General features: G+C 57.9%; 36 protein-coding genes. 34 read left to right on the forward strand and 2 right to left on the reverse strand.

The window, feature by feature from the left end:
• The first annotated feature begins 225 nt into the window (after positions 1-225).
• From HMPREF1224_RS43005 to HMPREF1224_RS43030, 9 genes are all read left to right on the forward strand, one after another.
• Positions 226-1,221, forward strand: a complete 996-nt coding sequence (locus tag HMPREF1224_RS43005; protein ID WP_010794345.1) for a ParB/RepB/Spo0J family partition protein — start codon at positions 226-228, stop codon at positions 1,219-1,221.
• A 76-nt stretch (positions 1,222-1,297) separates the two neighbouring features.
• Entirely contained in the window at positions 1,298-1,507 is a 210-nt protein-coding gene (locus tag HMPREF1224_RS0112775; RefSeq protein WP_031628706.1) for a hypothetical protein, read from the forward strand.
• A gap of 12 nt (positions 1,508-1,519) precedes the next feature.
• Positions 1,520-1,777 carry a hypothetical protein gene (locus HMPREF1224_RS43010; protein WP_010794346.1) on the forward strand — a complete coding sequence of 86 codons (258 nt, stop codon included), beginning with the start codon at positions 1,520-1,522 and terminating at the stop codon, positions 1,775-1,777.
• A gap of 51 nt (positions 1,778-1,828) precedes the next feature.
• On the forward strand, positions 1,829-2,014 hold the full coding sequence (locus tag HMPREF1224_RS43015) for a hypothetical protein (protein ID WP_010794347.1): 186 nt from the start codon (positions 1,829-1,831) through the stop codon (positions 2,012-2,014).
• A 40-nt stretch (positions 2,015-2,054) separates the two neighbouring features.
• The gene (locus tag HMPREF1224_RS43020) at positions 2,055-2,411 is read left to right on the forward strand and encodes a hypothetical protein (RefSeq protein WP_010792854.1); all 357 of its coding nucleotides are present in this window, start codon (positions 2,055-2,057) and stop codon (positions 2,409-2,411) included.
• Positions 2,412-2,448: 37 nt separating this feature from the next.
• A complete protein-coding gene (locus HMPREF1224_RS43025) occupies positions 2,449-2,736 on the forward strand; it encodes a hypothetical protein (protein WP_010794348.1) in 288 nt (95 codons plus the stop codon).
• Positions 2,737-2,879: 143 nt separating this feature from the next.
• Positions 2,880-3,356, forward strand: coding sequence for a hypothetical protein (locus tag HMPREF1224_RS45090; RefSeq protein ID WP_020190443.1), 477 nt, complete (start codon positions 2,880-2,882; stop codon positions 3,354-3,356).
• Complete coding sequence (locus HMPREF1224_RS45095; protein WP_010792853.1) at positions 3,353-3,619, forward strand: hypothetical protein; 267 nt, start codon at positions 3,353-3,355, stop codon at positions 3,617-3,619. Before HMPREF1224_RS45090 ends, HMPREF1224_RS45095 begins: the two co-directional genes overlap by 4 nt.
• 13 nt (positions 3,620-3,632) lie before the next feature.
• The gene (locus HMPREF1224_RS43030; RefSeq protein ID WP_010794349.1) at positions 3,633-4,010 is read left to right on the forward strand and encodes a hypothetical protein; all 378 of its coding nucleotides are present in this window, start codon (positions 3,633-3,635) and stop codon (positions 4,008-4,010) included.
• A gap of 113 nt (positions 4,011-4,123) precedes the next feature.
• On the opposite strand, the gene HMPREF1224_RS43035 is transcribed toward HMPREF1224_RS43030, so the two are convergent.
• Positions 4,124-4,963, reverse strand: coding sequence for a hypothetical protein (locus HMPREF1224_RS43035; protein WP_010794350.1), 840 nt, complete (start codon positions 4,961-4,963; stop codon positions 4,124-4,126).
• Positions 4,964-5,079: 116 nt separating this feature from the next.
• Between HMPREF1224_RS43035 and HMPREF1224_RS43040 the strand changes: the two genes are divergently transcribed.
• From HMPREF1224_RS43040 to HMPREF1224_RS43130, 25 genes are all read left to right on the forward strand, one after another.
• A complete protein-coding gene (locus HMPREF1224_RS43040; protein ID WP_228757778.1) occupies positions 5,080-5,937 on the forward strand; it encodes a class I SAM-dependent methyltransferase in 858 nt (285 codons plus the stop codon).
• Between the two features lie 27 nt (positions 5,938-5,964).
• The gene (locus HMPREF1224_RS43045) at positions 5,965-6,396 is read left to right on the forward strand and encodes a hypothetical protein (RefSeq protein ID WP_010794352.1); all 432 of its coding nucleotides are present in this window, start codon (positions 5,965-5,967) and stop codon (positions 6,394-6,396) included.
• Positions 6,397-6,452: 56 nt separating this feature from the next.
• The gene (locus tag HMPREF1224_RS43050; RefSeq protein WP_010794353.1) at positions 6,453-7,103 is read left to right on the forward strand and encodes a hypothetical protein; all 651 of its coding nucleotides are present in this window, start codon (positions 6,453-6,455) and stop codon (positions 7,101-7,103) included.
• 326 nt (positions 7,104-7,429) lie between these two features.
• Positions 7,430-8,167: a head GIN domain-containing protein gene (locus tag HMPREF1224_RS43055; protein ID WP_010794354.1), complete on the forward strand. Its 738-nt coding sequence runs from the start codon at positions 7,430-7,432 to the stop codon at positions 8,165-8,167.
• 23 nt (positions 8,168-8,190) lie between these two features.
• A complete protein-coding gene (locus HMPREF1224_RS43060; protein WP_010794355.1) occupies positions 8,191-8,937 on the forward strand; it encodes a hypothetical protein in 747 nt (248 codons plus the stop codon).
• Between the two features lie 190 nt (positions 8,938-9,127).
• The gene (locus tag HMPREF1224_RS43065; RefSeq protein ID WP_010794356.1) at positions 9,128-9,838 is read left to right on the forward strand and encodes a hypothetical protein; all 711 of its coding nucleotides are present in this window, start codon (positions 9,128-9,130) and stop codon (positions 9,836-9,838) included.
• The gene (locus HMPREF1224_RS43070; protein WP_010794357.1) at positions 9,831-10,415 is read left to right on the forward strand and encodes a hypothetical protein; all 585 of its coding nucleotides are present in this window, start codon (positions 9,831-9,833) and stop codon (positions 10,413-10,415) included. Before HMPREF1224_RS43065 ends, HMPREF1224_RS43070 begins: the two co-directional genes overlap by 8 nt.
• 4 nt (positions 10,416-10,419) lie before the next feature.
• The gene (locus tag HMPREF1224_RS43075; protein ID WP_010794358.1) at positions 10,420-10,677 is read left to right on the forward strand and encodes a hypothetical protein; all 258 of its coding nucleotides are present in this window, start codon (positions 10,420-10,422) and stop codon (positions 10,675-10,677) included.
• A 44-nt stretch (positions 10,678-10,721) separates the two neighbouring features.
• Complete coding sequence (locus HMPREF1224_RS43080; RefSeq protein ID WP_010794359.1) at positions 10,722-12,968, forward strand: hypothetical protein; 2,247 nt, start codon at positions 10,722-10,724, stop codon at positions 12,966-12,968.
• Entirely contained in the window at positions 12,965-13,180 is a 216-nt protein-coding gene (locus HMPREF1224_RS45100; protein ID WP_010794360.1) for a hypothetical protein, read from the forward strand. Before HMPREF1224_RS43080 ends, HMPREF1224_RS45100 begins: the two co-directional genes overlap by 4 nt.
• A complete protein-coding gene (locus HMPREF1224_RS43085; RefSeq protein ID WP_010794361.1) occupies positions 13,173-13,757 on the forward strand; it encodes a hypothetical protein in 585 nt (194 codons plus the stop codon). The genes HMPREF1224_RS45100 and HMPREF1224_RS43085 overlap by 8 nt, the downstream gene beginning before the upstream one ends.
• Positions 13,750-14,022 carry a hypothetical protein gene (locus tag HMPREF1224_RS0112790; RefSeq protein WP_021018547.1) on the forward strand — a complete coding sequence of 91 codons (273 nt, stop codon included), beginning with the start codon at positions 13,750-13,752 and terminating at the stop codon, positions 14,020-14,022. Before HMPREF1224_RS43085 ends, HMPREF1224_RS0112790 begins: the two co-directional genes overlap by 8 nt.
• A gap of 63 nt (positions 14,023-14,085) precedes the next feature.
• Complete coding sequence (locus tag HMPREF1224_RS46045) at positions 14,086-14,220, forward strand: hypothetical protein (protein ID WP_010794363.1); 135 nt, start codon at positions 14,086-14,088, stop codon at positions 14,218-14,220.
• Positions 14,221-14,691: 471 nt separating this feature from the next.
• Positions 14,692-15,069, forward strand: coding sequence for a hypothetical protein (locus HMPREF1224_RS43095; protein WP_010794365.1), 378 nt, complete (start codon positions 14,692-14,694; stop codon positions 15,067-15,069).
• Positions 15,070-15,071: 2 nt separating this feature from the next.
• Positions 15,072-15,335 (forward strand): hypothetical protein, encoded by a 264-nt coding sequence (locus HMPREF1224_RS45480; protein WP_079743059.1) that lies wholly within the window; start codon positions 15,072-15,074, stop codon positions 15,333-15,335.
• 207 nt (positions 15,336-15,542) lie between these two features.
• Positions 15,543-15,833, forward strand: coding sequence for a hypothetical protein (locus tag HMPREF1224_RS43100; RefSeq protein ID WP_010794366.1), 291 nt, complete (start codon positions 15,543-15,545; stop codon positions 15,831-15,833).
• Positions 15,834-15,843: 10 nt separating this feature from the next.
• Positions 15,844-16,029 (forward strand): hypothetical protein, encoded by a 186-nt coding sequence (locus HMPREF1224_RS43105; protein WP_010794367.1) that lies wholly within the window; start codon positions 15,844-15,846, stop codon positions 16,027-16,029.
• A gap of 411 nt (positions 16,030-16,440) precedes the next feature.
• The gene (locus HMPREF1224_RS43110; RefSeq protein ID WP_010794370.1) at positions 16,441-16,737 is read left to right on the forward strand and encodes a hypothetical protein; all 297 of its coding nucleotides are present in this window, start codon (positions 16,441-16,443) and stop codon (positions 16,735-16,737) included.
• Positions 16,738-16,881: 144 nt separating this feature from the next.
• The gene (locus tag HMPREF1224_RS43115) at positions 16,882-17,304 is read left to right on the forward strand and encodes a hypothetical protein (RefSeq protein WP_010794371.1); all 423 of its coding nucleotides are present in this window, start codon (positions 16,882-16,884) and stop codon (positions 17,302-17,304) included.
• A 37-nt stretch (positions 17,305-17,341) separates the two neighbouring features.
• Positions 17,342-17,719 carry a hypothetical protein gene (locus HMPREF1224_RS43120; RefSeq protein WP_010794372.1) on the forward strand — a complete coding sequence of 126 codons (378 nt, stop codon included), beginning with the start codon at positions 17,342-17,344 and terminating at the stop codon, positions 17,717-17,719.
• Between the two features lie 35 nt (positions 17,720-17,754).
• Entirely contained in the window at positions 17,755-18,117 is a 363-nt protein-coding gene (locus HMPREF1224_RS45105; RefSeq protein WP_228757894.1) for a hypothetical protein, read from the forward strand.
• A 245-nt stretch (positions 18,118-18,362) separates the two neighbouring features.
• A complete protein-coding gene (locus HMPREF1224_RS43125; protein WP_010794374.1) occupies positions 18,363-18,542 on the forward strand; it encodes a hypothetical protein in 180 nt (59 codons plus the stop codon).
• An 81-nt stretch (positions 18,543-18,623) separates the two neighbouring features.
• Entirely contained in the window at positions 18,624-18,770 is a 147-nt protein-coding gene (locus tag HMPREF1224_RS45740; protein ID WP_010792826.1) for a hypothetical protein, read from the forward strand.
• Positions 18,771-18,773: 3 nt separating this feature from the next.
• Positions 18,774-18,950 (forward strand): hypothetical protein, encoded by a 177-nt coding sequence (locus tag HMPREF1224_RS45745; RefSeq protein WP_010794375.1) that lies wholly within the window; start codon positions 18,774-18,776, stop codon positions 18,948-18,950.
• Positions 18,951-19,152: 202 nt separating this feature from the next.
• Positions 19,153-19,881, forward strand: a complete 729-nt coding sequence (locus tag HMPREF1224_RS43130) for a hypothetical protein (protein ID WP_031628715.1) — start codon at positions 19,153-19,155, stop codon at positions 19,879-19,881.
• 79 nt (positions 19,882-19,960) lie between these two features.
• Here the strand turns inward: HMPREF1224_RS43130 and HMPREF1224_RS43135 are convergent, their stop codons facing one another.
• Positions 19,961-20,662 carry an ERCC4 domain-containing protein gene (locus HMPREF1224_RS43135; protein ID WP_010792823.1) on the reverse strand — a complete coding sequence of 234 codons (702 nt, stop codon included), beginning with the start codon at positions 20,660-20,662 and terminating at the stop codon, positions 19,961-19,963.
• Positions 20,663-20,739 lie beyond the last annotated feature (77 nt).

The raw sequence follows: 20,739 nt of genomic DNA on the forward strand, positions 1-20,739 counted from the left end.
AAAAAACGATCAATTTTTAGCGGTGGAAGGCAGGTTGTTGATACACCGAGGCTTCACCGGCCACGCCTGCCGGCCTCATGAGAAATCCGGGTTAGGGTCCGAATATCGGGAATTGATCTCAGGCGATAGGGGTTCGAAAAAAACTTCGAAATTTTCTCGGCGCCGGTTCTGGCACACACGACCTCCCCTGAAGATGGCTCCATCAACGACACAGGAGCACCACCCATGACCACCAAGACCATCGCCGCCAACCTGATCACCGAATCCGCCCAAGCTGCTCTGGCTGGCTGCAACTCCCTGCGCAGCATCCACGACACCGCCAAGAAGCTAATCACCGGCAAACAGCTGGGCTTAGACTTCGATCCGAAGCGCCAGAACGCCTTCGAAATGCCCACCGCCCTCCTCGTCTGCAATGTCGAAGAGGCAATCCGCAGCGAATTCGACCAGGATGCCATCCGCGGCTTCGCCGATTCCTACAAGGCCGGCGAGCCCGTAGAACCGCTGGGCGTTGTCGCCGAAAACGGCAAATTGCGCGTAGTGACCGGTTTCACCCGCCACGCCGGCCTGATGCTGGCAATCGCCGAAGGCGCCGACATTAAGCGCGTGTGGGTGAGCCAGGTGGAAGGTGGCCGCGCCGTAGAGATCGTGCGTCAGTGCGTGAGCAACCAGCAGGTGCCGGTTTCCCCTCTTGACCTGGCCGAGGCCTACCGCGAGCTGATCGACGACCACAAGTTCACTGTCGCCGGTGTCGCGGCCGCGGTGCACCGCAAGGTCAGCCATGTTCGCAAGATGCTGGCGCTGGTAAACGTAGCCCCTGAGGTCAAGGAGATGGTCGAGAAGGGCCAAGCGTCCGTCTCTACCGCCCTGGCCGCAGACAAGCAGTGCAAGGCCAACGGCGAAGACACTGTGGTGCATATGCAGGAGCAGCTCGCCAAGGCCCAGCGCAACGGCTCCGCGAAGATCACCGCGAAGTCCGTTGGTGCGCCGTCCGCCCTGTACGGTCGAAAGGACCTGGACGTTGCCGCCCCGGTGCTGGTCCAGCTGGCCGACCAGCTGGAGAAAGCTCTGCCCTTCATGGCCACCCCGGAGAGTGTGAAGGTCGAACTGACCCTCAGCGGTGCCGACCTGAACCTGCAGGACCTGGCCAAGGCGCTGGCCAACATCCGCGCGGCCGTAAAATCTGCCCAGAGCGGCACCGAGCCGGCGGCGAACGTCGGCTAATCCAAGCCCCCTGACAACTATCGCCCCCACCCACTGGGGGCTATGGGCGGTCGGGACTTACGGAGAGACAAACGGAATGGCCACATTTGCTTTCTGTGACTTCGAAGACGCGCTAGATGTTTTGAGGTCTGCCATTACGGAAGCATCCATCACCACCCTGATTGACCAGATCGATCAGCAATTTAATGCTGGTTATCTGGATGTGAGTCCAGCGCAGTGGGGGCATCTGGCCTCTGAGGTGATGGTCAGGCTAGACCATGTCCGGCAATCAGCACCGTCAGATTGAGAGAGATACACGATGAGCATTCGCCTGGAACTGCAGTGCATCAACCAGGAAGACCCGAGCACCGACGATTGCTACAGCATGAACGAGCAGGGTGTGTTCGAAACTGCTGACGATACTCAGGCCGATCTGATCCGGGCCTACAAGTACCTTCAGGACCTGGCCACCCGTAAGGGGTGGAAGGCAGCCAAGCTTGCCCAAGGCAAGAAAGGCATGCTGTGTCCGAACTGTGTGAAGCTGTATGAGGCACAGACTGGCCACATTCTGAGTTGAACGATCCACGGAAGTCGCTGGGCAACCACAATGCCCGAGGAGGACAAGACAATGGCTGTTGTCAATGTTCACGAAGACCTGATTCGCCGCATGCGCGAACGCAAGTATTACGACCTGAGCCAATGGTGCGCCGAAGAGCTCGAGGAGACCGAGCACGAAGCGGAGCAACAGGGTGAATGGCGGATTGCCAAGGAGATTCGCGCAGAAATTGAACGCCAGAAGGCGTACTACCCCTGAACAAGCTTCCGGTTCGCCGGCGCATGACCGAGGAACGGACATGGCAGACAAACTCTACAAATGCAGCCGCTGTGATGGCGCTGGGAAAATCTGGCTGTTCACTGCCGTTCTCGGTGGTGTCTGCTTTCAATGCGGCGGCAGCGGAAAGCAGAAAACCAAGCCCAAGCCCAGGGCTGTCAAATGGGCTGTCTTCGGGCACAGCCGCGAGACAGGAAAAATTGGCCGCCTCTACAACGTGAGCGCACGCACTCAGGCTGAAGCGATCAACAAAGCCCGTGACACCTACGATCGCGCAAGTAGTGCTTGGCGTGACGAGTGGAGCATGCAACAGGCTTTTGCTCAAACCTGGGCCGAGCTGCAAGAGGCCGGAACGCTGGAAACCGCAGGCATCAGCTGATCCACCTCCTCCACCGGGCACCACCAAGGAAAGGACGATGAAACGCTTTGACGATCGAACAACCTGTTTTCACTCGGGCAAGAAGATCAGCCCGCCCATGAACGAGCGCCGCCTCTGCGCCTGCTGCGGCTTGCGAATCGTGAAAGGCTTCATAGTTGAGATTGGACATGTCGGCGAGGACTGCGCGGGAATCATCGAACGTCGAAATCGCGACAGGGACTTCCATGGTGGAACGGTCAAAGACTTCGCCGAGCGGTATAAGCGAGCGACGGGCTGGACAATCAAACCAGCAGTTCTCAAAACACTGGAAGATCACTACCCCTGAGAATGGAGTCATCTGCCTCGTTAAGCTAGACAGAGAACTGATGGTTGGGATTACTCATATTAGTCATAGTAAAATGATCCAAGCCAAAATGTACTATTTCATTGCGCTCACGCAATAAAGCGATATCAAATACAAGGTTAGTCATGCAACAAGACAAACAAAGTCCACAAAACAAAAGCTTTGCATCCAACGTTTTAGCAGTTGCACTATTGATTATATGTGCCGCGATTGGCATGTTGTTTTATGGCCAACATATCATGGCTACTGCTACTCAAGGCATGGGTAAACTGGCTGCGAAGCATCTGACTTATGAAATTCCCAATGCCTTGATTTTGCTTGAGGCCCGTCGCGGCCCCTGCGCCACTATCCCAATCACTTCTGAAGAGCTAATGAAGAGGGGAGCGCCTAAGCAAACAGCGAACGGCTCGCCCTGGACTGCAAGCTTCACCGGAGAGTCTGTCGAGGTCATATACCCCTACAGTGACGAGGACGACTATCGAATGACGAAACACGATTTGTTGAAGGTCATTCAAGAGAGTTCAAATGTTCAAAAGGCTGAGATAGCTGTTGAAGGCGTCAAGGTCACTTACTCCTGCCAGCATCCGGTAACAAAATCATGACCGATTCCCTAGGCCCTTTGAGCCCCGAAGAAGAAGAAATGATCCGTCGGCATCGCGACGAGAAGGCCCAGCGTGCAGCGGCATTGGCATTCCGCTTGAAAGCCCTCAAGGTGGCCGCTGAGTACGAAGCCTGGCTGCAACAGGATGAAGAGTGTGGGGATTCTTTCTCGACGTTCGTGAACCGATTCGGCTACCAGGACAGCGATTGCCAACCCATGCACGAATACGTCAAGCGAATCCATAAGGCAGCAACTCCTGACTGAAGGTAGGGTTTCGATGGAAGGAAGTCAGTTCATCAAGAGCGTGACCGGGAACTATCCCGTTTACCCGGGCCATCCCCAGGTACTGGCCACTGCGATCATGGAGTTCTACTCCGACTTTCCGACGGCCAATGCGCCTACAGAACATGGTTGGTGCGCCGCCCTGAGCGATAGCCGCATCCCTGGAGCCGGAGACCACGTCGGTGCTGCGGTGCGCTGCTTGAGTATTGGAGCCGAAGGCGGTTCAGTAGATGAGATGGTGGCCGCCGCGTGCAGTTACTGGGAGCGAGGCCTGGCTGGCGGGCACCATGGGAACGTCTCTGTCGGCATCGAGCAGGCCAAGTCCGTTGAGCCGAAGTTCCGCGAGCTGGCCGAGCGTTGGTTCCCGAACTGACCCACCCTCCCCGATCAAGGCCCGCCGATTTGGCGGGCTTCTCGTTCCTGCAGGGAAGGTCGGGCCCTACGGTTGGGCCTGAAGCTACGCACTATCCGTAGTGAGGCTCGGATTCATGCCCGAGGTTCCGAACTCACCGTGCTTCGATGAGGAGTGCGTTCAGGCCGAAATTTCCTGCCCGGGAGCAGTTGGAGCTTGAGGTTCGGTTTCGAGTCCCGAGATCGGTCTCGAAGCCTCCGAAAGTGGGGTATCCGAGTATTCAGGGTCATCCATTTTTCAAGCTCGGGCATAAAGCCTTCGCCAAGCACATCGCGTATGCACTTGTAGATTGCAGACCTGAATTGCAGATCAGAGAGTAACTTGATCTCCTTCCGCCGGCGGTCCCACTCGGTTTTCAGTTTCCAACTCCGGGCGCCTTTCCCGTTTTCCTCCAGCTCACGGTTCAGTTCGACCAGGGCGTCATAGGCCCTGAGTTTCGATACCTGGATGGCTTGCAGGAGTTGTGTATCGGTGAAACCGTTCTGCTGGGCCCAGAGCGGAAAATCTTGACCATATACACCCGCTTCCCAGAACTTTGCTCGAATCACTCCCACAGCGCCCACGATCTCCGGGTACAGCTTCGAGAACTCGGAGAGGTATCGCTCTCGTTGGTAGTCGTGCACGCGCGCCAGGGCGGCCTCGCCGGCGAGATGTAGAACGCCACGGGCAAGCGCCTGGTCGGTTCGGATTTCCAGCCGTACATGCATCTCGCTTCGCAACACTTCGATCTGCGTATAGAGGTAACGCTGACCGTCACGGTCTTTGCGAGCCACCGCGGCTTCCAACCTGCGGTTTAGGATTCCAATCGCGCCAGCGCACAGGGCCACGACGGTGCCGTGCCTATAGCTGCTCCTGATGAACTCCAGGAATCCGGCCTCGCTTTTCAGTGCTGATTTCAGATCAATCCACGGCATAGGAAATTTCCCCTATTGATTCCCCGAGGCTACTGCACTCCTGAGGAGGTACATGCTCAAAGGCTACGGCTCATTTCCGGATCGCAGATGGTGGCACGGGAGGACCAGCCCGATTCTTGCCTCAATTGATCAACGAACAGGCACTTGAGGCGATGAGCACACAAAACACACAGATCGAACTCGGCCAGTACCCAACCCCGGCCTGGGCTGCAGCCGCGATCGTACGAAAGAACTTCAGCCACCTCAGCGCCAAGGATTTCGTCCTTGAGCCAACGTGCGGCCCAGGGCGCTTTCTGCAAGCGGTTCCCCAATATGTGCCGGCGCTGGGGATAGAGATCGATCCGCATCTCGCTCAGCAAGCACGTGACCTGACAGGCAGGCCGGTCATTACCGGCGACTTCTTCCAGGTGGAGCTCGAAGAGCGTCCAACCCTGGTCCTCGGTAATCCGCCATTCGAAACCAAATTCATCGAACGATTGCTGGATCGTGTACACGGCCTGCTGGTCGATAATGGCCAGGTGGCATTCGTCCTACCCTGCTACTTCCTCCAGACAGCGGCGAGAGTGTGTCGGTACAACGAACGCTGGGCCATCCAGCAGGAGATGCTGCCCAGAAACCTATACGCCGGGCTGAAGCATCCCCTGACTTTCGTGACGTTCACCAAAGACCAAGAGCGCCTGATGATCGGCCTCAGCCTTTACCACGAACTGGCGTACCTGCAGGGCTTGCCGAATGATGTGCAGGAGGCCATGAGTCAGGGCCCAGCCACCTGGCGCGAGGTCGTCGGGCAGGCCCTCGATCTGTTCGAGGGTGAGGCCCACCTGAGCCAAATTTACGAATACGTTGTTGATCGCCGGCCGACGGCAAACCCGAACTGGAAGGAGCAGGTCCGTAAGGTCTGCCAGCAGACTGCGCGCCGAGTGGGCCCCGGGCGATATGCGAAGCCGGAGCAGCTGGACATGCTGGCCGCATAGCTGATCGAACATCTGGAGAGACACCGCATGACCACAACCAATCAACAGCAGGCGGTTCAACGGAAGCAACCTGAGAAGATCAGCCCCGAAGAACTGCAAGCCATGATCGCCCAGTACCAGGCCGGAGAAGTGATTGCGTCCCGGCTACCCTTCACATTCCCCTCGGGCTTTAAGCTCACTGAGGTGGTCCCGCAATGCAAGCTGTGCGGGAGTGAAATCCGAAAGCAGGACTTCAGGGGGAGCTGGAACCAGGTACTGCCGGATGTCGTGGTGATCGATGGCCACGGAGTGTGCCGGTCCTGCCGTTGCATCACAGCATTTCTCTTCCGAGTCCGAGGGGAAAGCCCTGTGGTCCTGGAATCGATCAGCGATGAAGGCGTTTGGCAGCAATACACCCAGCACCAGACGGTGTGGGCGCGGATCAAGCGCCAGCTCCGATTACTGACCTCCTGCTTCTGACACACTCCGATTGACCTCAGACTGGTCTCATCGCTAACACGCCATGGAGCCCCATCATGAGCCTCAATCCAACGATCATGGACGAAGCCAAAACCGAAGTTCTGAGCTGCCTCAACAACGCGAGCCGGTCAATCCACGAGTTTCACGACGCACCAGCGTTCATGAGATGGTGGGAACAGTACGATTCTGGTGATTCCGGCCTGACCCACGACCAGAAAATCGACCTCTACTGTCAGCTTCGGGTTGAGGTCTACACCTTCCAGGGCTGCCTCGATGAGTACCGCCGCCTACTGACGGGAAAACCAGGCATAGCAATGAGAATTGGCGATTGCCATTATGCCTACCTCAGCGCCAGCGGGGAGCTAATCGGCTTGACGGTGAACCGCAATAGCACGATCGACGAGGCTGAGCCTTACGACTTCGATAGCAGCGCGTTCAATACCTGCATTGGGGGCTGGATGGATGAGGATTACCGCCAGACACGCAAATGGATTACCGAGCCTCAATTCGTGCCGGTGACAGTCGATCCTCTCCCTGAGAAGTACACAGAGTTTGACCATGCTGGCCAGCGCTGGTCATTCAACCGAGATGAACTCTCCATGCTTGAGAGCGAAGACAGCTGCTTCCACTTTGTGGCGTATCACTTGCTGTCCGAACCGACGACTGAATCGGTGATCGCTTTCATTGAATCGAATGGGTTGGGTTAACTCTCACCCCCATAACCCTCCGCAGGACAAGCATTTCGAGCGAGTGGATTAGGACACTCGCTTTCCCCCTCAAAACTCTCATCAAGCGAATTTCAGCCGGTCGCTTTCGTTGGTAGCCAAATTTCGGTCGCGGGACAATCCGGGTCCATCTTTGGAGAAATCCCGTGCTCAGACGACACCGAAAACACCTCGGCGTGTTCTTGATCCTGGCGACTGTGGCAGGAGTGATCAGCTCCTGCTGGGGTAGTGGCACACCTCAACCAAGCCGACCATCACTCAAATTAAATGCCGCCAACGCACCTAGCGAAACCGAGAAGGACCGAGCGATGACCACTTCCCTTACCGACTTCTTCAGCGAAAACCCGAAATGGAGCAGACCCGAAAGCTTCTTCAAGGAATCCCGGCCCATCCTCCAGGTGAAAAAACTCATCCTCAAAGGCGCAGTTGATGTCGTGTTCTTTCGAGATCAAACCCCGCGCCTGGTAGTGGCTGGGGAAACGAAAGAAGCTGTTGATCGGGTTCGTACCATCCTGTCGGGCGACAAGCTGGTCATCGAGCAGGAAGGCAACGTGATCATCTCAGGGGGTGGGAGCATCAACATTTCCGGCAGCGGAAACATTGTGATCAATGGCGTGCAAATGCAGTTCAACGGCCCAGTGGGCGCCAACGACATCAAAGGTGCTTCGAACGGTACCGGCCGGGTTTTAGTTGGCATCAGTCTGCCGATCGCACCGCGAGTTCAGATTAACGGCAGCGGAGAAATCACTCTCAATGGCCTGCAGCAGGATGCTTTTGAGGCAAGTGTCCAGGGCTCGGGCGATGTGACTGTGCAAGGCACGGTACAGAGCCTTGACGTCGAGATTGCAGGGTCCGGCGACGTCGACGCCCGTGAACTTACTGCGGCAACGGTGGACCTGAGCGTTGCCGGATCGGGTGACATCAGCGCGTATGCCAGTCAGTCGGCCCGCGTCCGGGTGGCGGGCTCCGGCGACATCGTGGTGTACGGCAACCCTGCCCAGCGCGATCACCGTGTCGCCGGCTCCGGCAAGATTAAATTCAAGTAACTCCCTCCAATAGGTATCGAATCATGAGCAAAACCAAAACTGGACCTCAGGGAGACACCTCTTTGAGCTTCGATGAGCAAGGGATCTCCGGACGTTACAACGGACGGGGCCAACTCGAGGTCTGCATTCCGGCAGGGGTCGCGCCAGAGCCTGTAAGCAAAAACGATTTCTGGGCCAACGTAGCCCATTACTCCCTGGTCGCTGCAGCTATCACTCTCAAGCTGCAAGCCCGTCAAGACAAGGTGAGCCTGAAGGACCTCGTGTCCATCCTCAGCGATCTGGAGAATATGCTGGTACTGGTCGAAGCTGCGGAACCCGTGCCCAGTGACTTTACCGGCGCATTTGAATGGCTTCACTCCTGTCTTCAACATTGGAAAGGAGATACGGATGGCGAGTGGAACTTCCGCCACTTCAAGATTCTGCAACAGGGGCTCCTGGCCAGGCTGACCACAATCCTCGATTCCAAGGATCATGTGCCTGAAGTTCGCCGCTATTCGATCGACACCGACGGGAACGGGGCCTTCGCAGAAGTGGTACTTGCGGAAGACTACGAGCGTACCGTCCTGGCCTTGCAGTCCGCTGAAGCGGAACGCGATCAATTCAAAGCCGAGCTTGAGCGGCTTAAAAATCAAGCGCCCGTTGCATTCATGTTCAGGGGGGCCGACGGCCGTCTTCGTATGGATGCTTGCCGCCACAAACCCAACGAACCGGGATGGGAAGGCGTCTACGAAGAATCCAGGCCAGCCCCAACACCACGTCCGACAATCTGATATCGCCGCGCGAACGCACGGAGGACATCAGCCGACTTGAACGCTCAGGCGTGGAACTGCATTGCTGGTCAAGTTTCCCCTGGCAGAAGCCCAGCCTGCCTGAGCAGGGTCTGGTTCTGGCACACCCCTAGGGCGACGATGATTGCTTCCGTGAAATCCCATTCCTCCAATTTTTCAGGAACTGCTAGCGATGAGCAACGAAGCGAAAAGCACCATACCGGCGTCCCTCATCCATCAGCCGGAGGTTCTCGCGTACCTCAACTACCACAAGCAGGACGTCGCCGGCCTTTCCTTCTCGCCCCTTTCGGGGCAGTGCAAGCAGCTGATGGCCGTTGAGCAGTACCACCAGAGTGTGGATGCTCTGACGGCCCAGCTGGACATAGCTTTGCAGGACCTGGCTACGGCTCAAGCCGAGCTGCAGCGTAACAAGGTCACCATTGCTGGGATGAATGAGGCCCATGCGAAGCTCGCAGGGATGTATGAGGGGGCTCTCTCGCAGATCAAGACGCTTACTGCCACGCCCACCTTCAACCTGTGCCGCTGCGGCGATCAACGTCTTCCGGCCGTGACCCTGGAACGCAACTCCCTGGGACCTTTTTGGAAAGCTGCATGCCCGGCCTGCAAGCATTCGGTATCGACCTTCACCGAGCCAGGCCTCGTCCAACTGTGGAACGCACTGTCCAAGGTACCCCGGCCCATGCCTGAACCCACCGACGTGGAAGGGCATGTCGGTTTGGTCACCTACACCGCCTTCTGGAACACCTACGTGTCCGGCTATGAGGATGGAAAGCAGGACACAAGAACTAGCAACTGTACGAAGTATAACCCCAGCGGGGCAGCTCACAAGTCCATGGCCCTCCTTGCCAGCCTGGCCCAACCGGAGCAGAACGCCCATGAGTGAGACCCGGCACAACCTGAGCACATCGGCTGGCGGCCGCGGCTACCTGGTGGATTACTTCCAAACCAAACTCGGACGCTACGACTTCACCCGATACATCCGCGATCGCCTGGCTGCTGATTTCGCCTGCATTTTGTCCCAGCACCTGACAAAAGAGCAGGCCGAAACCGACACCATGCGCGCGGATCGGACGGCAGGCTGGCGTTGCTTCCACTGTGGCGAGCACTTCCTCGACGAGGCCGCTGCCGCCCTTCATTTCGGCACTCATGAGATGCAATCGCCGGCCTGCCTTATCGACGTGGCGGAGTACCGCGAGATGGAAGCACGTATGCGCAGCTACAACGACGAGGATGCCGAAATCCACCGAGCAATGGCGCGCCAGCGAACCCAACATCAGATCGAGCTTCGCCGTGCTGAAGAGCAGGGCTATTCCCGGGGCCTTAAGGACGCTGCGGATGCCATGGAGCGCCAGCAAAGCTTGCATCAAATTGAGCTAAGCCGCGCTGAAGGGCTGGGCTATTCCCGGGGCCTCAAGGAGGCCACGGGGGCGATCCTCGACAAGCAAATGCAGGAGGACTAGCCAGATGAGCCGGATACAAACCGCCGAAGACAAGATCGCCAAGGTGCTGGACTCGTATCACGCCTACCTGAAGGAATGGAAGTACGACGAAAAACAGTCCCTCTTTTCTTCTGGCGGGTGGGTATTCAAGGGCAAGAACCACACCGCCCACGAAATGAACAGCAAGATCCTCGCCCGCCGAAATCAGGGCGTGCAAAAGATCCTCAAGATCACTTCCGAATCGAACGCCGGCACGGGTGACACCTCGCTCTCTGCAGAGTAACAGGCACGCCAGCATCTCTTCATTCCCAATCTCGTGGAGCCAACATGTCTTTCATCCCATCCCCCTCGAAATCCGGTGGTCGAACCGAAGCCGACGCAACACCGCAAGCCATGGGCCTTGCGATGAACGGCTATGAGATCCGAAATGCTCTGGAGTTCCTGGCCCCGGAGCGCACCCCTGAACAGATGAGTCATCGACTGGTGATCGAACTGCACTCCGAATCTCAGGAGATCCGCTGTCCTGAGTCCGGCCTTTACGCGCGCCACGAGAGACTCCCAGAGGACATCGCCATCTACCTGGTTGACCATGAGCCCGCCCAGGTGCTGCCCACCCAGGGTATGGCGCCGTACGACAAGGACGATCTCGATGCTGACGATCAACCCCGACATGTGCCCAGCCTCGTGCTGAACGGCTATCAGTTGCTGAACGCCATCGAGTTCCTGGCCCCGGACAACACTCCTGAGCAGTTCGAGCAGACGCTGGTGATCGAGCTGCATGAGCAGGACGAGGACTTCCCTGTGGCAGGCTTGTACGCCTACCACGATGAGTGCCCTGAGGAAGGGGCAATACTGCTGCTCGACCACCAGGAAGGAGTGCCGGCCGGAGGTGGTCAAGAGGACACCTACGAGACCAAGATTGCGAAAACCCTCGAGCTGGTGAAACAGGCTGCAGATGCCATCCAGGTTTTCACCGGGCACGACAGCAGCGCGAATCTGCGGCACCACTATGGCGAGAAATGGTGGGAGAAGTTGGACGACTTGCGCGACAAACTGCGCGCAATCGGGAAGAGCCTCCCGCTCGCCCACTCCGACCAGTTGCTGGCGCTCGACAAGCAGTGCCGGGATGATGTCGGTCGCGCGTTGGGGCTCATCCCTTCGGAAGATCGTGGTTTTGCTTGGTCCTATCTGCTTGCCGCAATCAAAAAAGTAGTGGGCTCACACGTCCTGTCCTCGATCAAAACGGCAGTTGAGCAAGCTGGCGCGCATGAGGCAGTTCAGGATCAACGACCTTCTGATTGGTCGTGCTTCGATCCAACGTTCGTCATCGAGTATCTGCGCGAGAGCAGCACCTTCGATGCTGACCTCATCGGGAAAATGTTGGAGTACGCCACTCGCCCTGTCGAAGCCGGGCAAGCCTCCCCTAGCCCTGTGCTTGGGTGTGACTACCGAGGCAAACATTTCGGAGCGCCGTACCTGGATGCTCAATGCCAGAATGGCTACCTCTGGGATGAAGATAGCTGCGATGAGCCTGGGGGGCCGCTGCTCAACGGCGGTGATATTCCGTGCCCCAAATGCAATGCCGCGGAGTACGCGGAATATCTGCGCCTGGACGAGGACGACAATACCAGCCCGGTGCCTGTTGGCGATATCGAACTGGCACGCAAGCTGTTCGAAGAAATGGCACTCATTGCGGATGACGAGAAATGCATCCACATGCTGGCCGGCGCACTTTCCAAAGCACAGCCCCTGGCACCCCGCGACGATATTCTCTCCCGAATGATCGAACTGGAGTCCGTCGCCAAAGAAGGCAGGCCGAAGAAGATCGTTGTCCGACTGAAGCATCCCGACAGCGAACCCACCGGTTGCAGCAGCCTGCTCAACTACCACGAACCGACGCGCCAGCAGTTGATTACTGCCGGTATCCCGCTGAGTCGGCACACTCGGAATCCTATCGTTAGTTTCGGGATGATCGGGTGCAAGACGACGGCCGATGGTGTTATCGAATACACCTGGGGGGAATCCCAGGAGGTCCTGCTCGACAAATCCATCCCGACTGTAGACATGACACGTCCGGCCTGGCTGATTCCGGAACTCAAACCTGACGTTGTGGGTGCTCTGCTGCTGGGAGGAATCAGCGGCTCGGAGTACGGCGACAACGACATTCAGGTTGATTCCAAGGTCGTCGAGCGGCTCCAGGCCGAACGTGTAACCACCGAAGACGATGTAGTGGTCGAGCTGGTAACTGCCGACCAGTACAAGCGCGACGTCGCTGGTCTGCAAGCACGTGTGGATCTCTTCGACCGGCTGGCGGTCGCTAACAAGGCCCTTGCCGACTCGTTCCAAGCTGAACGGGACACTGCACTGGCCAGCCAGGCGGCTCAAGTCCGCGTGATCCCGGCAAACTGGAAGATCGAGCGTACCGGCGAGCGCATCATCGTCCAGCACCTGCACAACGGTGCCGGCTATGCCGCCTCCCGTGCGGGTGAATCCGGCATTGCCGAGGCGGTACTTTTCCTCCTCGCTTCCGACCTGGTTGGTGATGGCGTTGTCGCCCAGGAGGACGAGGCATGAAGCGCCGTCCAACTGGGTTCGTTGCGACCTGCCAGTGCGGCGTTGCCATTGGTGCGATGGACATCAATCGCACTGAGCGAGCGGATGCGGGCAGGCTGCTCGGCAAATGGCTGTACGACGGTTGCACCGTCGAACCGCGCTTCGCCGGCACCTGGTCCGCGGAAATCGGTCCGTGTAAGTGCCCAAAGGCACAAGGAGACCAGCATGAATAAGGTGCAACGCTACAGCGTGGATGCAAGGCATCTGCACCCACAAGGCTTCCTGACCGGCCAGGGTATGGGTGAGGTCGTCTACGTCGAAGAGTTCGACAAGGTAGCCGCCGAATCCCAGGCAAACGCCAATGCGCTCGCAGCGGCACGGAAAGAGATTGCCACTCTCCGCGCCATGCTGGGGATGGCACCGGAGTGGATGGCCCTCACTGGCCCGGGGCAGGTCAAACAAGGGGACATGCTTCGCTTTAAGGTCGGAGACAGCGGGATCGAAGCGCCAGCGCAACTGGTACTTCACGAGGGAACCGGCCGCGAAGAAATCGTCTACAACCGTGGGAAAAACCACTATTTCATCACCGCCATGGCCGTCGATGGCACCAGCTCTCACAAGAGCGTCATGGTGAAAAGCGGCCAGGCCCGGGCGGGTAATGAACAGCTTCTGCGTCGACTTGGACAGGTCATCGCTTGGCAATGCTTCGGCGACTGCAGGATGTTCAGCGAAGAAGCGGTGCCGCCCCCTGCGGAGGTCATTGCAGAGCTGAACGCTGTGCTGAAGGGCGCGGAGTCCGTCCATGCCTGAGAAGCTGAAGCCGGTTTGTCATCGTGCGTTCTTCTTGAGCGCTCCCCAGCACTGGGGGCCATGCAGCAAGGAGCACCATGACATGGTCAAGGCCAACCCAAAGGAATGGCCTGATTATGAGGTGCAGGAGCTTTACGTCCTTCCTGCGAATCATGTGGTCCTACCGCGGGATCTGCTGGAGCGCATTGCCCACGACGATGAAGGCATGTCCGATCTAGCCGACTTTGAAGAGTTGAAGCGGCTCCTTCGTCTCCAGCAACCGTAACCCCGACCTCCAAATCCACATCCTGGGCGTTATTGTCCAGCACACCCCACCAGGAGAAGCACCATGGATCTTGTTCAACTGCTTGACGCGATCCGCGCTTACTACGGCGATACCAGCCGCAGTCGCGAGGCCACCCGCGAAGGTCTTGAAGAGGCCCAGAGCGAAATCGAAACCCTGATCGACAGTTTGGCTGACTAGACAAAGCCTACCGGTGGCTTCTGGCACGCACTGATCAAATAGAAGATGGGCTGAAGTCATAACGCTCCAGGAGAACCCCGACAGTGCATCAAACCCCTGAAACCGCCCCCCTCACGGCCATGACGGAGTCCCAAGTGCTGGCATGGATCGACGAGCAGACCTGCTATTCGGACCTGCACAAGCCTACCCCGTCGAACTTGCTGTATTTCGCACGCGCCAGGGGGAATGCCAACCTGACGGACATCGATGAACGCCGGTGGGTGCTATCCCATACCCCGGCCGGATATGAGTTGAAGTGCCTGGACTAACGGCTTCCCCGCCTGAGCCTGCCAGGTAAAACAGGCCCGATACCCTTGGCAGTTCGTCACGGCTCTGCCAGGGGGCATCGGAGAGAGAGTTGAAGCGGTACCAGCTCGTTCTCCCATGCAGCCCGGAAAAATAGTTCGCCCTGCACGGCGTAATGGAGCCCCTATGGCATTCGAGTACGTGCGCCAGCACTACCAAGTCCCAGCATGCGTTGGCCGGCGCGTTACGGCTTACGGTGAACCAGGCACGATCATGGCGGACCACGGCCATTACATCGGCGTGGTTTTGGATAGCGACCCGAAGAAGCGGATTCGGAATTACCACCCCACGGACGAGATGGTGTACGGGGAAGTTACGAGTGACCTCCCCCTCCGCCAGTTTGAAGTCCTGATCTGGGGGAGGAATTGGTGGGATTCTGCACGGCAAACCATGCAAGTTTGGGCTGCCAACCACGCCCAGGCCAAATACAAGGCGTACCAGGAACTGGATGACTGTTTCGAGGACGCAACTGCGATGTTCGGCTTCAAAGCCCGGCTGGCCTGATCATGGAAGTCAACGCGCGCGAATGCGAGGCGGCAGGGCTTGATCCGAAGGAGGTCCGCAGGATAGCTGCCGGTCTGAGCCGTTATGCCCGCGAGGCTGCAGCTCTGGGGTTGGAGATCTTCGGCGGTTCAGGAACAGGTGACCTTCGTACCGAGGCAGACGCCCGACGCGCAGGACTGATTCTGGCACGCCTGGATGGATCGTTTAATGGTGGTGACGGTGCATCGGATTACGACGAGGACGGACTTCTCCGGGGCGAAAGCTGAGTACCGCGCGCCAATCAGAGGACATGTGCATGAGTGATGCAGCCAAGACTCTGCTCCATCACGTGAAGGGCTGGCGCTCCGGCGGTTGCGCCGATGAGCCGACCCGAGGCTACGCATTCCACGCAGCACGTGCTTGGGCACAGGCGATCATCGCCGGAGCCGAATAACGAACCGCTCTGTTCAGGAGCAACCAGAGAGAGACCCGATATGGAACAGCTGACTATCGATGGAAACCCGGTCGAAAAGACAATCAACCTTCGTTGTTTCCGAGTGGACGACCATGACTACTACGCCGCCGCCGACGAGGCCGAAGCCCTCCGACTGCACTCCGACCTGACGGGCATTGACTGTGAGGAAGTCGACAGTTGCACCGAGGTTGTCGGCGATCTGCTCGACAAACCATGGCAGGAAGAAGACAAACCAGGTGTCGCTGTCGGTACGCTTCGTCAATGGCTGGCCGAGGCCAAGGAAGCTGGCTGGCTGGCCGGTACCGAGTAAGGAGCCGGTCATGACCACCGAAACCCATCGGGACTATCCCTCACTGGAGTGCCCACAGTGCGAGCGACTGACAAAGCCGCGGAGCCTGAACAAGGATGGCAGCGTCACCTACAGCTGCCCTCCTGACCATGTGAACCACGGCCAGCGATACACCTGGCGAATCGCAGAAGGCGGTGAACTGGTCGAGAAGCGGTAACGCCCTCCTCTGCCGTGGGCAGAGGAGACTCACCCAGGATGTTTCGGAAAGCACGTTGACCTCCATAGCGAGGCGCGGCGCAAGACCGCCAGACAGCGCGCTCCCCCATACAGCCAGAACCTTGAGGCGCAGAATGAAGATCGATGATTTCCGTTGCAAAGGCTGCAACCAGTGGAAGGACGTATTCCAGAAGGGCTCCCAGAAGGGTTACTGCCTGGTTTGCAAGCCGCGCAAAGAAAACAAGGCAAACGGTCGGTAGGCCGTCCTTTCGGTCAGGAGATAGAGACATGACGGCATGGCCCGGGCGGTACTGAAAGAGTACAGCACCGCGATGGAGGAGCCGCACCCGTCAGCCCTGGCTCTGTTCGAGCAAGCTCGCAACTGATCCCACGATCCCGAGATAAGGAACCCATGAGCAAACTGTTCAATGCCGAAAAGGTATTGTGGCTCGCAGCCCAAGAGAAGCCCCTGCATGTATCCCCTAAGGAAGCCGCATGCTTCAGTGACCTAGACGGAATCGTCGAGGAGCGACTCGCCACCGGCCATCTGGAGAAATGCGGCTCGGACGACTCGGGGGACTACTACCGCTGCACCAGAGCCGGCCTGATCGACCTCTACAAGATGAAGATCGCTTGGCGGAAGAAGAACGGCAAGTCGATCGAAAAGGAAATGGCCAAACTCAACGAACTGCTGGCCAGCTCCAGCTGATCCAACCTGTTCCATCGCCCGCGCCTGCCGGGTCCCCGCCGCAGGCCCGCTACCCCTCGGGGGTATCGGAGAGTGCGACAACCAGCGTAAGCCGGCCACTCTCCAATACCCCTCACCTCAACCAGGCTGTTCAGGAGCAGAACCGTGGCTGTACCGATTGATTCTATTCAGGTTGGCCGCGTCTTCGAATTCCCGGGCGGCGCACGCCGTGTCGTGAAGCTTTCCCCACCGCTCGGTACCGGGTTCAACGTGGAGTGGGAGTACGCCGATGGTCAGAAACGCCAGGGTAAGCACGGCGGTTCCCAGTGGGTGCATTATTTCCGAAGGTCTGCGAAACGGGAACTGGTGGTAGACGGCCCCGGCGGTCAAACCCGTGCACTGCGAACTTCCGAAGTTGTTCCTGTCCTGGACGCACCGATCGACGTCTCCATCCATACGACCTGCCCTAGAAAATGGGCCTTCGTGGACCTGGAGACGGGTGAGGTCTGGAAGCACGACGGACAGACGTTCATCCGCGCTTCCACTGATGAGGTAAAATCGGTGACCCGTGCGCTTGGAAGCTGCTGAATGCTGCCACGTCAGTTCAAATAATTAGAGACGAATCATGCGCAGCATATTCTCAAACCCAATCTTCGAGCTTGTAATTGCCGGCATCGTCATTGCTGCGCTTGCCTCAGGCAGCATGTACATCTGCGCCAACCTGTTCGAAGAGTTCTATCTCCTCGCCCTCAAAAAGGGAGATACGGCATTGGTTGAACGAATCCAGCTCCAGATGGTGTTCGGTGCAGTTTTCAATCTGGTCGTTGTTTATTTTCTGCACAAACTCTACTCGGCCCTATTCCTTAGTGGGGCCAGGCTCAACGGGATGTCTGTCAACAGGGAGCCGATCATCCGATCAGCTCTCAACAAGGTGATGTTTGGCTCCTGCATCTTCGGCATGGCCTCTGTTCTGTCGGTCTTTACTCTGAAGTTCTGGAGGTAATCGCCTTGCGCTGGCAGCTAATTGAAGCAGTAGTCTTGGACAAGCCAGCCGAGGGCGATCCATGCAACGGTTGCGGCCTTTGCTGTATCGCTCAGGTCTGTGACCTCGGTATCGCGCTTGGTGATGATCGGAACTGCCGTGCATTGATCCAGAATGCGGACAACACCTTTTCCTGCGGCCTGGTGCTCGACCCTTACCGCTACTTGGACACTGATGCCGTTAAGCCCTGGCGGATCATCGATGAGATGAGCGGGAGCAATGCTGGCGAGGAGGCGCTGAAGAAAATGAACGCCGAGGGCCTCGGCGCTGGGCGAGGCTGCGATTCCGATGATGAAGAGGCAGCGCAGATCCTCGAAGAGGCACATGCAAACTGGCAGTTGAATCTGCCTCTGCATTGATGCCCTTGTGGCACCCGCCCTAACCGGTATGGTTGGAATAGGGAGGATTGGAGAGCGGCCTGACCGGAACCCAGTAGCACCGTCCGCGGACACGGCCCCAGGGATGAGGCTGGGATAGCGCAAGATGCGCCCTCGCAGCGGCGGCAGAGAGCGCTGGCAGGTGTCAGCAGGCTGCTCTCCAATCCTCCCCCTACAGCCAGCCCCATCCTGGCGACAGTTCATTTCATGCAATCAGGGCCCAATATATGGCACAAAGCCTCGACGAATTCATCGAAGAGATGAAGAAGGACCTGGAGTCCTTCGCCTCGGAATACCGCAAGTCCCACGCGGAAAACCCGGAGCACTTCCCGCTTGTTCTCGACGACAACAACGAAGGGCTATGGCTGGAGTTTCTGGTGGACCATGCCACCAGGGATCGTAGTTAGGCATATTCCGGCAGCTACTGGTGGCACTCGACAGCTCCGGTAGGATAGCCCCATCAACTCAACCATTGGATGGAATAGAAAATGATCGTGAAGGTATCCCTCACCGCCGACGAACTCGCTGACATGGACATGACTGAGCAACAGTTTCATGACCACGTAGTGGCAGCCTTGGATGACGCGCAACCCGATCTGCCCGGGTTCAATGTCGAAGTAGAAATCCAGGACTGACCTATGGCCGCCAAGCAAGAGAAGTCGATCGCTTTCGAAGCAGGCCGCCAGGCCTACCACTGCGGGGTACCGCTTGAGCAGAGCGCACTCCGCAAACTGCGCATCGGCAGTGCCCAGTACGAAGATTATGTCGACGGCTACGAATGCGCGAAGGCAGAGACATCAAAGCGCCAGCAGTAATTCGTGGCGACCGCTTAGTAAAAGGCCCCTCAAAATTGAGGGGCCTTTGCGTTATGAAGCCATGCTCCCTTTCAAATTTCGCATGCGAAACTGCCAGCAGGGCTCCGAGGCCTCAATTTCACTCCAAATATCAAGAGCAGGGATAGTGGCACTCCCTCAGGGCCGTGACTATGGCAGCATCTTCTGCCATGGAACACACCACATGAAAACGCTGGATCTTCAAGGCAATCTGCTCAACCTGTACGTGGCCCTGGCAATGGGCGGCTTCGACGAGTCCTCTGGCAGCTGGGCACCCTTCGACTATTGGGAAGGCACAATCCGATATCGGGATCAGGAGTTCAGTCCCCTCACCGACATCGCCACAATTTGGCCAGAGGTACTGCGTCTCCGACTTTCGACTCACTGCGACCATGATGGGCTCTGGTCAATATCCTTACCTGGGCAGTCCCCTTCCGCGATCGGGGCTGCTGATCAACCGGCCGGTGAACCCCAAGCTTTCCGCGTCGCAGACCCTATTCACGGTTACTGCCTGGCCATCGTTTGGAATCAGTTCGGTCCCGAGGTTCCGGACGTATTTGAGTCGTCATGGGCAGGCTGTGTCCCTCTGGAGCACTACAATGTTCCGCTCGACACCTCGGTGGACTTTGACGGGGTTGTGCAGCCTCTGCAGGTTCAGAAAGCAGCGGAGATACTGCGCACATCGCCCCTTGATGCCAGCCAGGCCGGCCCGCTGATGCAAGCCGCTTTCTTCCTCGGAGTCCAAGTTGTCCAGATCAAACCCCAGGAGCCTGGGCGTCGCTGGTCGATCCAGGTGGGCAACAGGGCTGATAGTCAGATCCTGGCTTCAGCTCTCACCGCTGCTGGTATTGCTGCAGAAGCCGCCTCTCACCACGCCTTCCATGCGGTGTACTTCGAGTACGGGCAAGACTAGGACACTGGTCTCAACTGCAAAGACCTACGCCAGCAAAAAGCCCCTGCTTTGCAGGGGCTTTCTTCGCCGCTACTAGGATTCAAACCAACGGATCTGATGCCGGCGGATCAGCAAAGAGACTGGGCTGCTCTTCAACAGACATGCCTTCCGAAACTTGGAAGTGAATCCCGTCGTAGATAGCCTGAGCCTTCTTCGGACCTATCCCCTTCACCGCGCACAGCTGCTCCACCGACGCATTGATCACCGCATGTACGGAACGGAAGTGCTCGAGGAGTTTGCGCGCGGCAACTGGGCCACAACCATTCAAACCCTCCAGGGTGAATAAAGACTGGCCAACGCCGGCGGGCACCTTACCTTTGCGAGTGGCAGGCACGTAGTCGAGTCCTTCCTGCTCGTGCTTGGCTAGCCGGTAGATCATTCCGGCCGCACGCCTGGGGGCCTTGTACCAGAGCACTGTCTGTTGGAGCACGACTGCCAGGTAACTCAGTGCTCCATCCAGTGCGTCAGGATGAATCTGGGCCCTGGTGGAATAGACGTCGCCTTCAATCAGCCAGATTCGGCGCTTGAAATTCATCATCATCTTGCTGGACTGGTTGATGAATCTGCCATCGGTAACGCTCATGCAGAAGTCGATGGCGGTTTTCCGCTCCAGCACTAGATCGGCGCTCAGGACGTAGTCCCCAACCTCCAGGTTCACGATTTCAACCTCTGCGCCCATCTCGCGCAGGGCATCGGGAATACGTGAAGGGACTTCCCGGGCGTCCACAAAAATCTTGACCATTGCCTTTCCTGACCGAATTCGGGGATCGACCTCAATATAACGGGTGACTCAGTTCTGACCACGTCGAAACACTGCCC

The sequence above is a fragment of the Pseudomonas sp. P179 genome (genome assembly GCF_000478485.2).
Lineage (GTDB): Bacteria > Pseudomonadota > Gammaproteobacteria > Pseudomonadales > Pseudomonadaceae > Pseudomonas > Pseudomonas aeruginosa.

Coding starts and splice junctions, on each gene's coding strand:
- HMPREF1224_RS43135 (WP_010792823.1), bottom strand. CDS start 20,662: ATGGTCAAGATTTTTGTGGACGCCCGGGAAGTCCCTTCACGTATTCCC.
- HMPREF1224_RS43120 (WP_010794372.1), top strand. CDS start 17,342: ATGCGCAGCATATTCTCAAACCCAATCTTCGAGCTTGTAATTGCCGGC.
- HMPREF1224_RS43025 (WP_010794348.1), top strand. CDS start 2,449: ATGAAACGCTTTGACGATCGAACAACCTGTTTTCACTCGGGCAAGAAG.
- HMPREF1224_RS43020 (WP_010792854.1), top strand. CDS start 2,055: ATGGCAGACAAACTCTACAAATGCAGCCGCTGTGATGGCGCTGGGAAA.
- HMPREF1224_RS43075 (WP_010794358.1), top strand. CDS start 10,420: ATGAGCCGGATACAAACCGCCGAAGACAAGATCGCCAAGGTGCTGGAC.
- HMPREF1224_RS43080 (WP_010794359.1), top strand. CDS start 10,722: ATGTCTTTCATCCCATCCCCCTCGAAATCCGGTGGTCGAACCGAAGCC.
- HMPREF1224_RS43045 (WP_010794352.1), top strand. CDS start 5,965: ATGACCACAACCAATCAACAGCAGGCGGTTCAACGGAAGCAACCTGAG.
- HMPREF1224_RS43030 (WP_010794349.1), top strand. CDS start 3,633: ATGGAAGGAAGTCAGTTCATCAAGAGCGTGACCGGGAACTATCCCGTT.
- HMPREF1224_RS43105 (WP_010794367.1), top strand. CDS start 15,844: ATGACCACCGAAACCCATCGGGACTATCCCTCACTGGAGTGCCCACAG.
- HMPREF1224_RS45745 (WP_010794375.1), top strand. CDS start 18,774: ATGGCCGCCAAGCAAGAGAAGTCGATCGCTTTCGAAGCAGGCCGCCAG.
- HMPREF1224_RS43050 (WP_010794353.1), top strand. CDS start 6,453: ATGAGCCTCAATCCAACGATCATGGACGAAGCCAAAACCGAAGTTCTG.
- HMPREF1224_RS0112775 (WP_031628706.1), top strand. CDS start 1,298: ATGGCCACATTTGCTTTCTGTGACTTCGAAGACGCGCTAGATGTTTTG.
- HMPREF1224_RS43065 (WP_010794356.1), top strand. CDS start 9,128: ATGAGCAACGAAGCGAAAAGCACCATACCGGCGTCCCTCATCCATCAG.
- HMPREF1224_RS43085 (WP_010794361.1), top strand. CDS start 13,173: ATGAATAAGGTGCAACGCTACAGCGTGGATGCAAGGCATCTGCACCCA.
- HMPREF1224_RS43010 (WP_010794346.1), top strand. CDS start 1,520: ATGAGCATTCGCCTGGAACTGCAGTGCATCAACCAGGAAGACCCGAGC.
- HMPREF1224_RS43110 (WP_010794370.1), top strand. CDS start 16,441: ATGAGCAAACTGTTCAATGCCGAAAAGGTATTGTGGCTCGCAGCCCAA.
- HMPREF1224_RS45740 (WP_010792826.1), top strand. CDS start 18,624: ATGATCGTGAAGGTATCCCTCACCGCCGACGAACTCGCTGACATGGAC.
- HMPREF1224_RS45480 (WP_079743059.1), top strand. CDS start 15,072: ATGGAAGTCAACGCGCGCGAATGCGAGGCGGCAGGGCTTGATCCGAAG.
- HMPREF1224_RS43095 (WP_010794365.1), top strand. CDS start 14,692: ATGGCATTCGAGTACGTGCGCCAGCACTACCAAGTCCCAGCATGCGTT.
- HMPREF1224_RS45095 (WP_010792853.1), top strand. CDS start 3,353: ATGACCGATTCCCTAGGCCCTTTGAGCCCCGAAGAAGAAGAAATGATC.
- HMPREF1224_RS43070 (WP_010794357.1), top strand. CDS start 9,831: ATGAGTGAGACCCGGCACAACCTGAGCACATCGGCTGGCGGCCGCGGC.
- HMPREF1224_RS45090 (WP_020190443.1), top strand. CDS start 2,880: ATGCAACAAGACAAACAAAGTCCACAAAACAAAAGCTTTGCATCCAAC.
- HMPREF1224_RS43125 (WP_010794374.1), top strand. CDS start 18,363: ATGGCACAAAGCCTCGACGAATTCATCGAAGAGATGAAGAAGGACCTG.
- HMPREF1224_RS0112790 (WP_021018547.1), top strand. CDS start 13,750: ATGCCTGAGAAGCTGAAGCCGGTTTGTCATCGTGCGTTCTTCTTGAGC.
- HMPREF1224_RS43130 (WP_031628715.1), top strand. CDS start 19,153: ATGAAAACGCTGGATCTTCAAGGCAATCTGCTCAACCTGTACGTGGCC.
- HMPREF1224_RS45100 (WP_010794360.1), top strand. CDS start 12,965: ATGAAGCGCCGTCCAACTGGGTTCGTTGCGACCTGCCAGTGCGGCGTT.
- HMPREF1224_RS43005 (WP_010794345.1), top strand. CDS start 226: ATGACCACCAAGACCATCGCCGCCAACCTGATCACCGAATCCGCCCAA.
- HMPREF1224_RS43060 (WP_010794355.1), top strand. CDS start 8,191: ATGAGCAAAACCAAAACTGGACCTCAGGGAGACACCTCTTTGAGCTTC.
- HMPREF1224_RS46045 (WP_010794363.1), top strand. CDS start 14,086: ATGGATCTTGTTCAACTGCTTGACGCGATCCGCGCTTACTACGGCGAT.
- HMPREF1224_RS43015 (WP_010794347.1), top strand. CDS start 1,829: ATGGCTGTTGTCAATGTTCACGAAGACCTGATTCGCCGCATGCGCGAA.
- HMPREF1224_RS43100 (WP_010794366.1), top strand. CDS start 15,543: ATGGAACAGCTGACTATCGATGGAAACCCGGTCGAAAAGACAATCAAC.
- HMPREF1224_RS43055 (WP_010794354.1), top strand. CDS start 7,430: ATGACCACTTCCCTTACCGACTTCTTCAGCGAAAACCCGAAATGGAGC.
- HMPREF1224_RS43035 (WP_010794350.1), bottom strand. CDS start 4,963: ATGCCGTGGATTGATCTGAAATCAGCACTGAAAAGCGAGGCCGGATTC.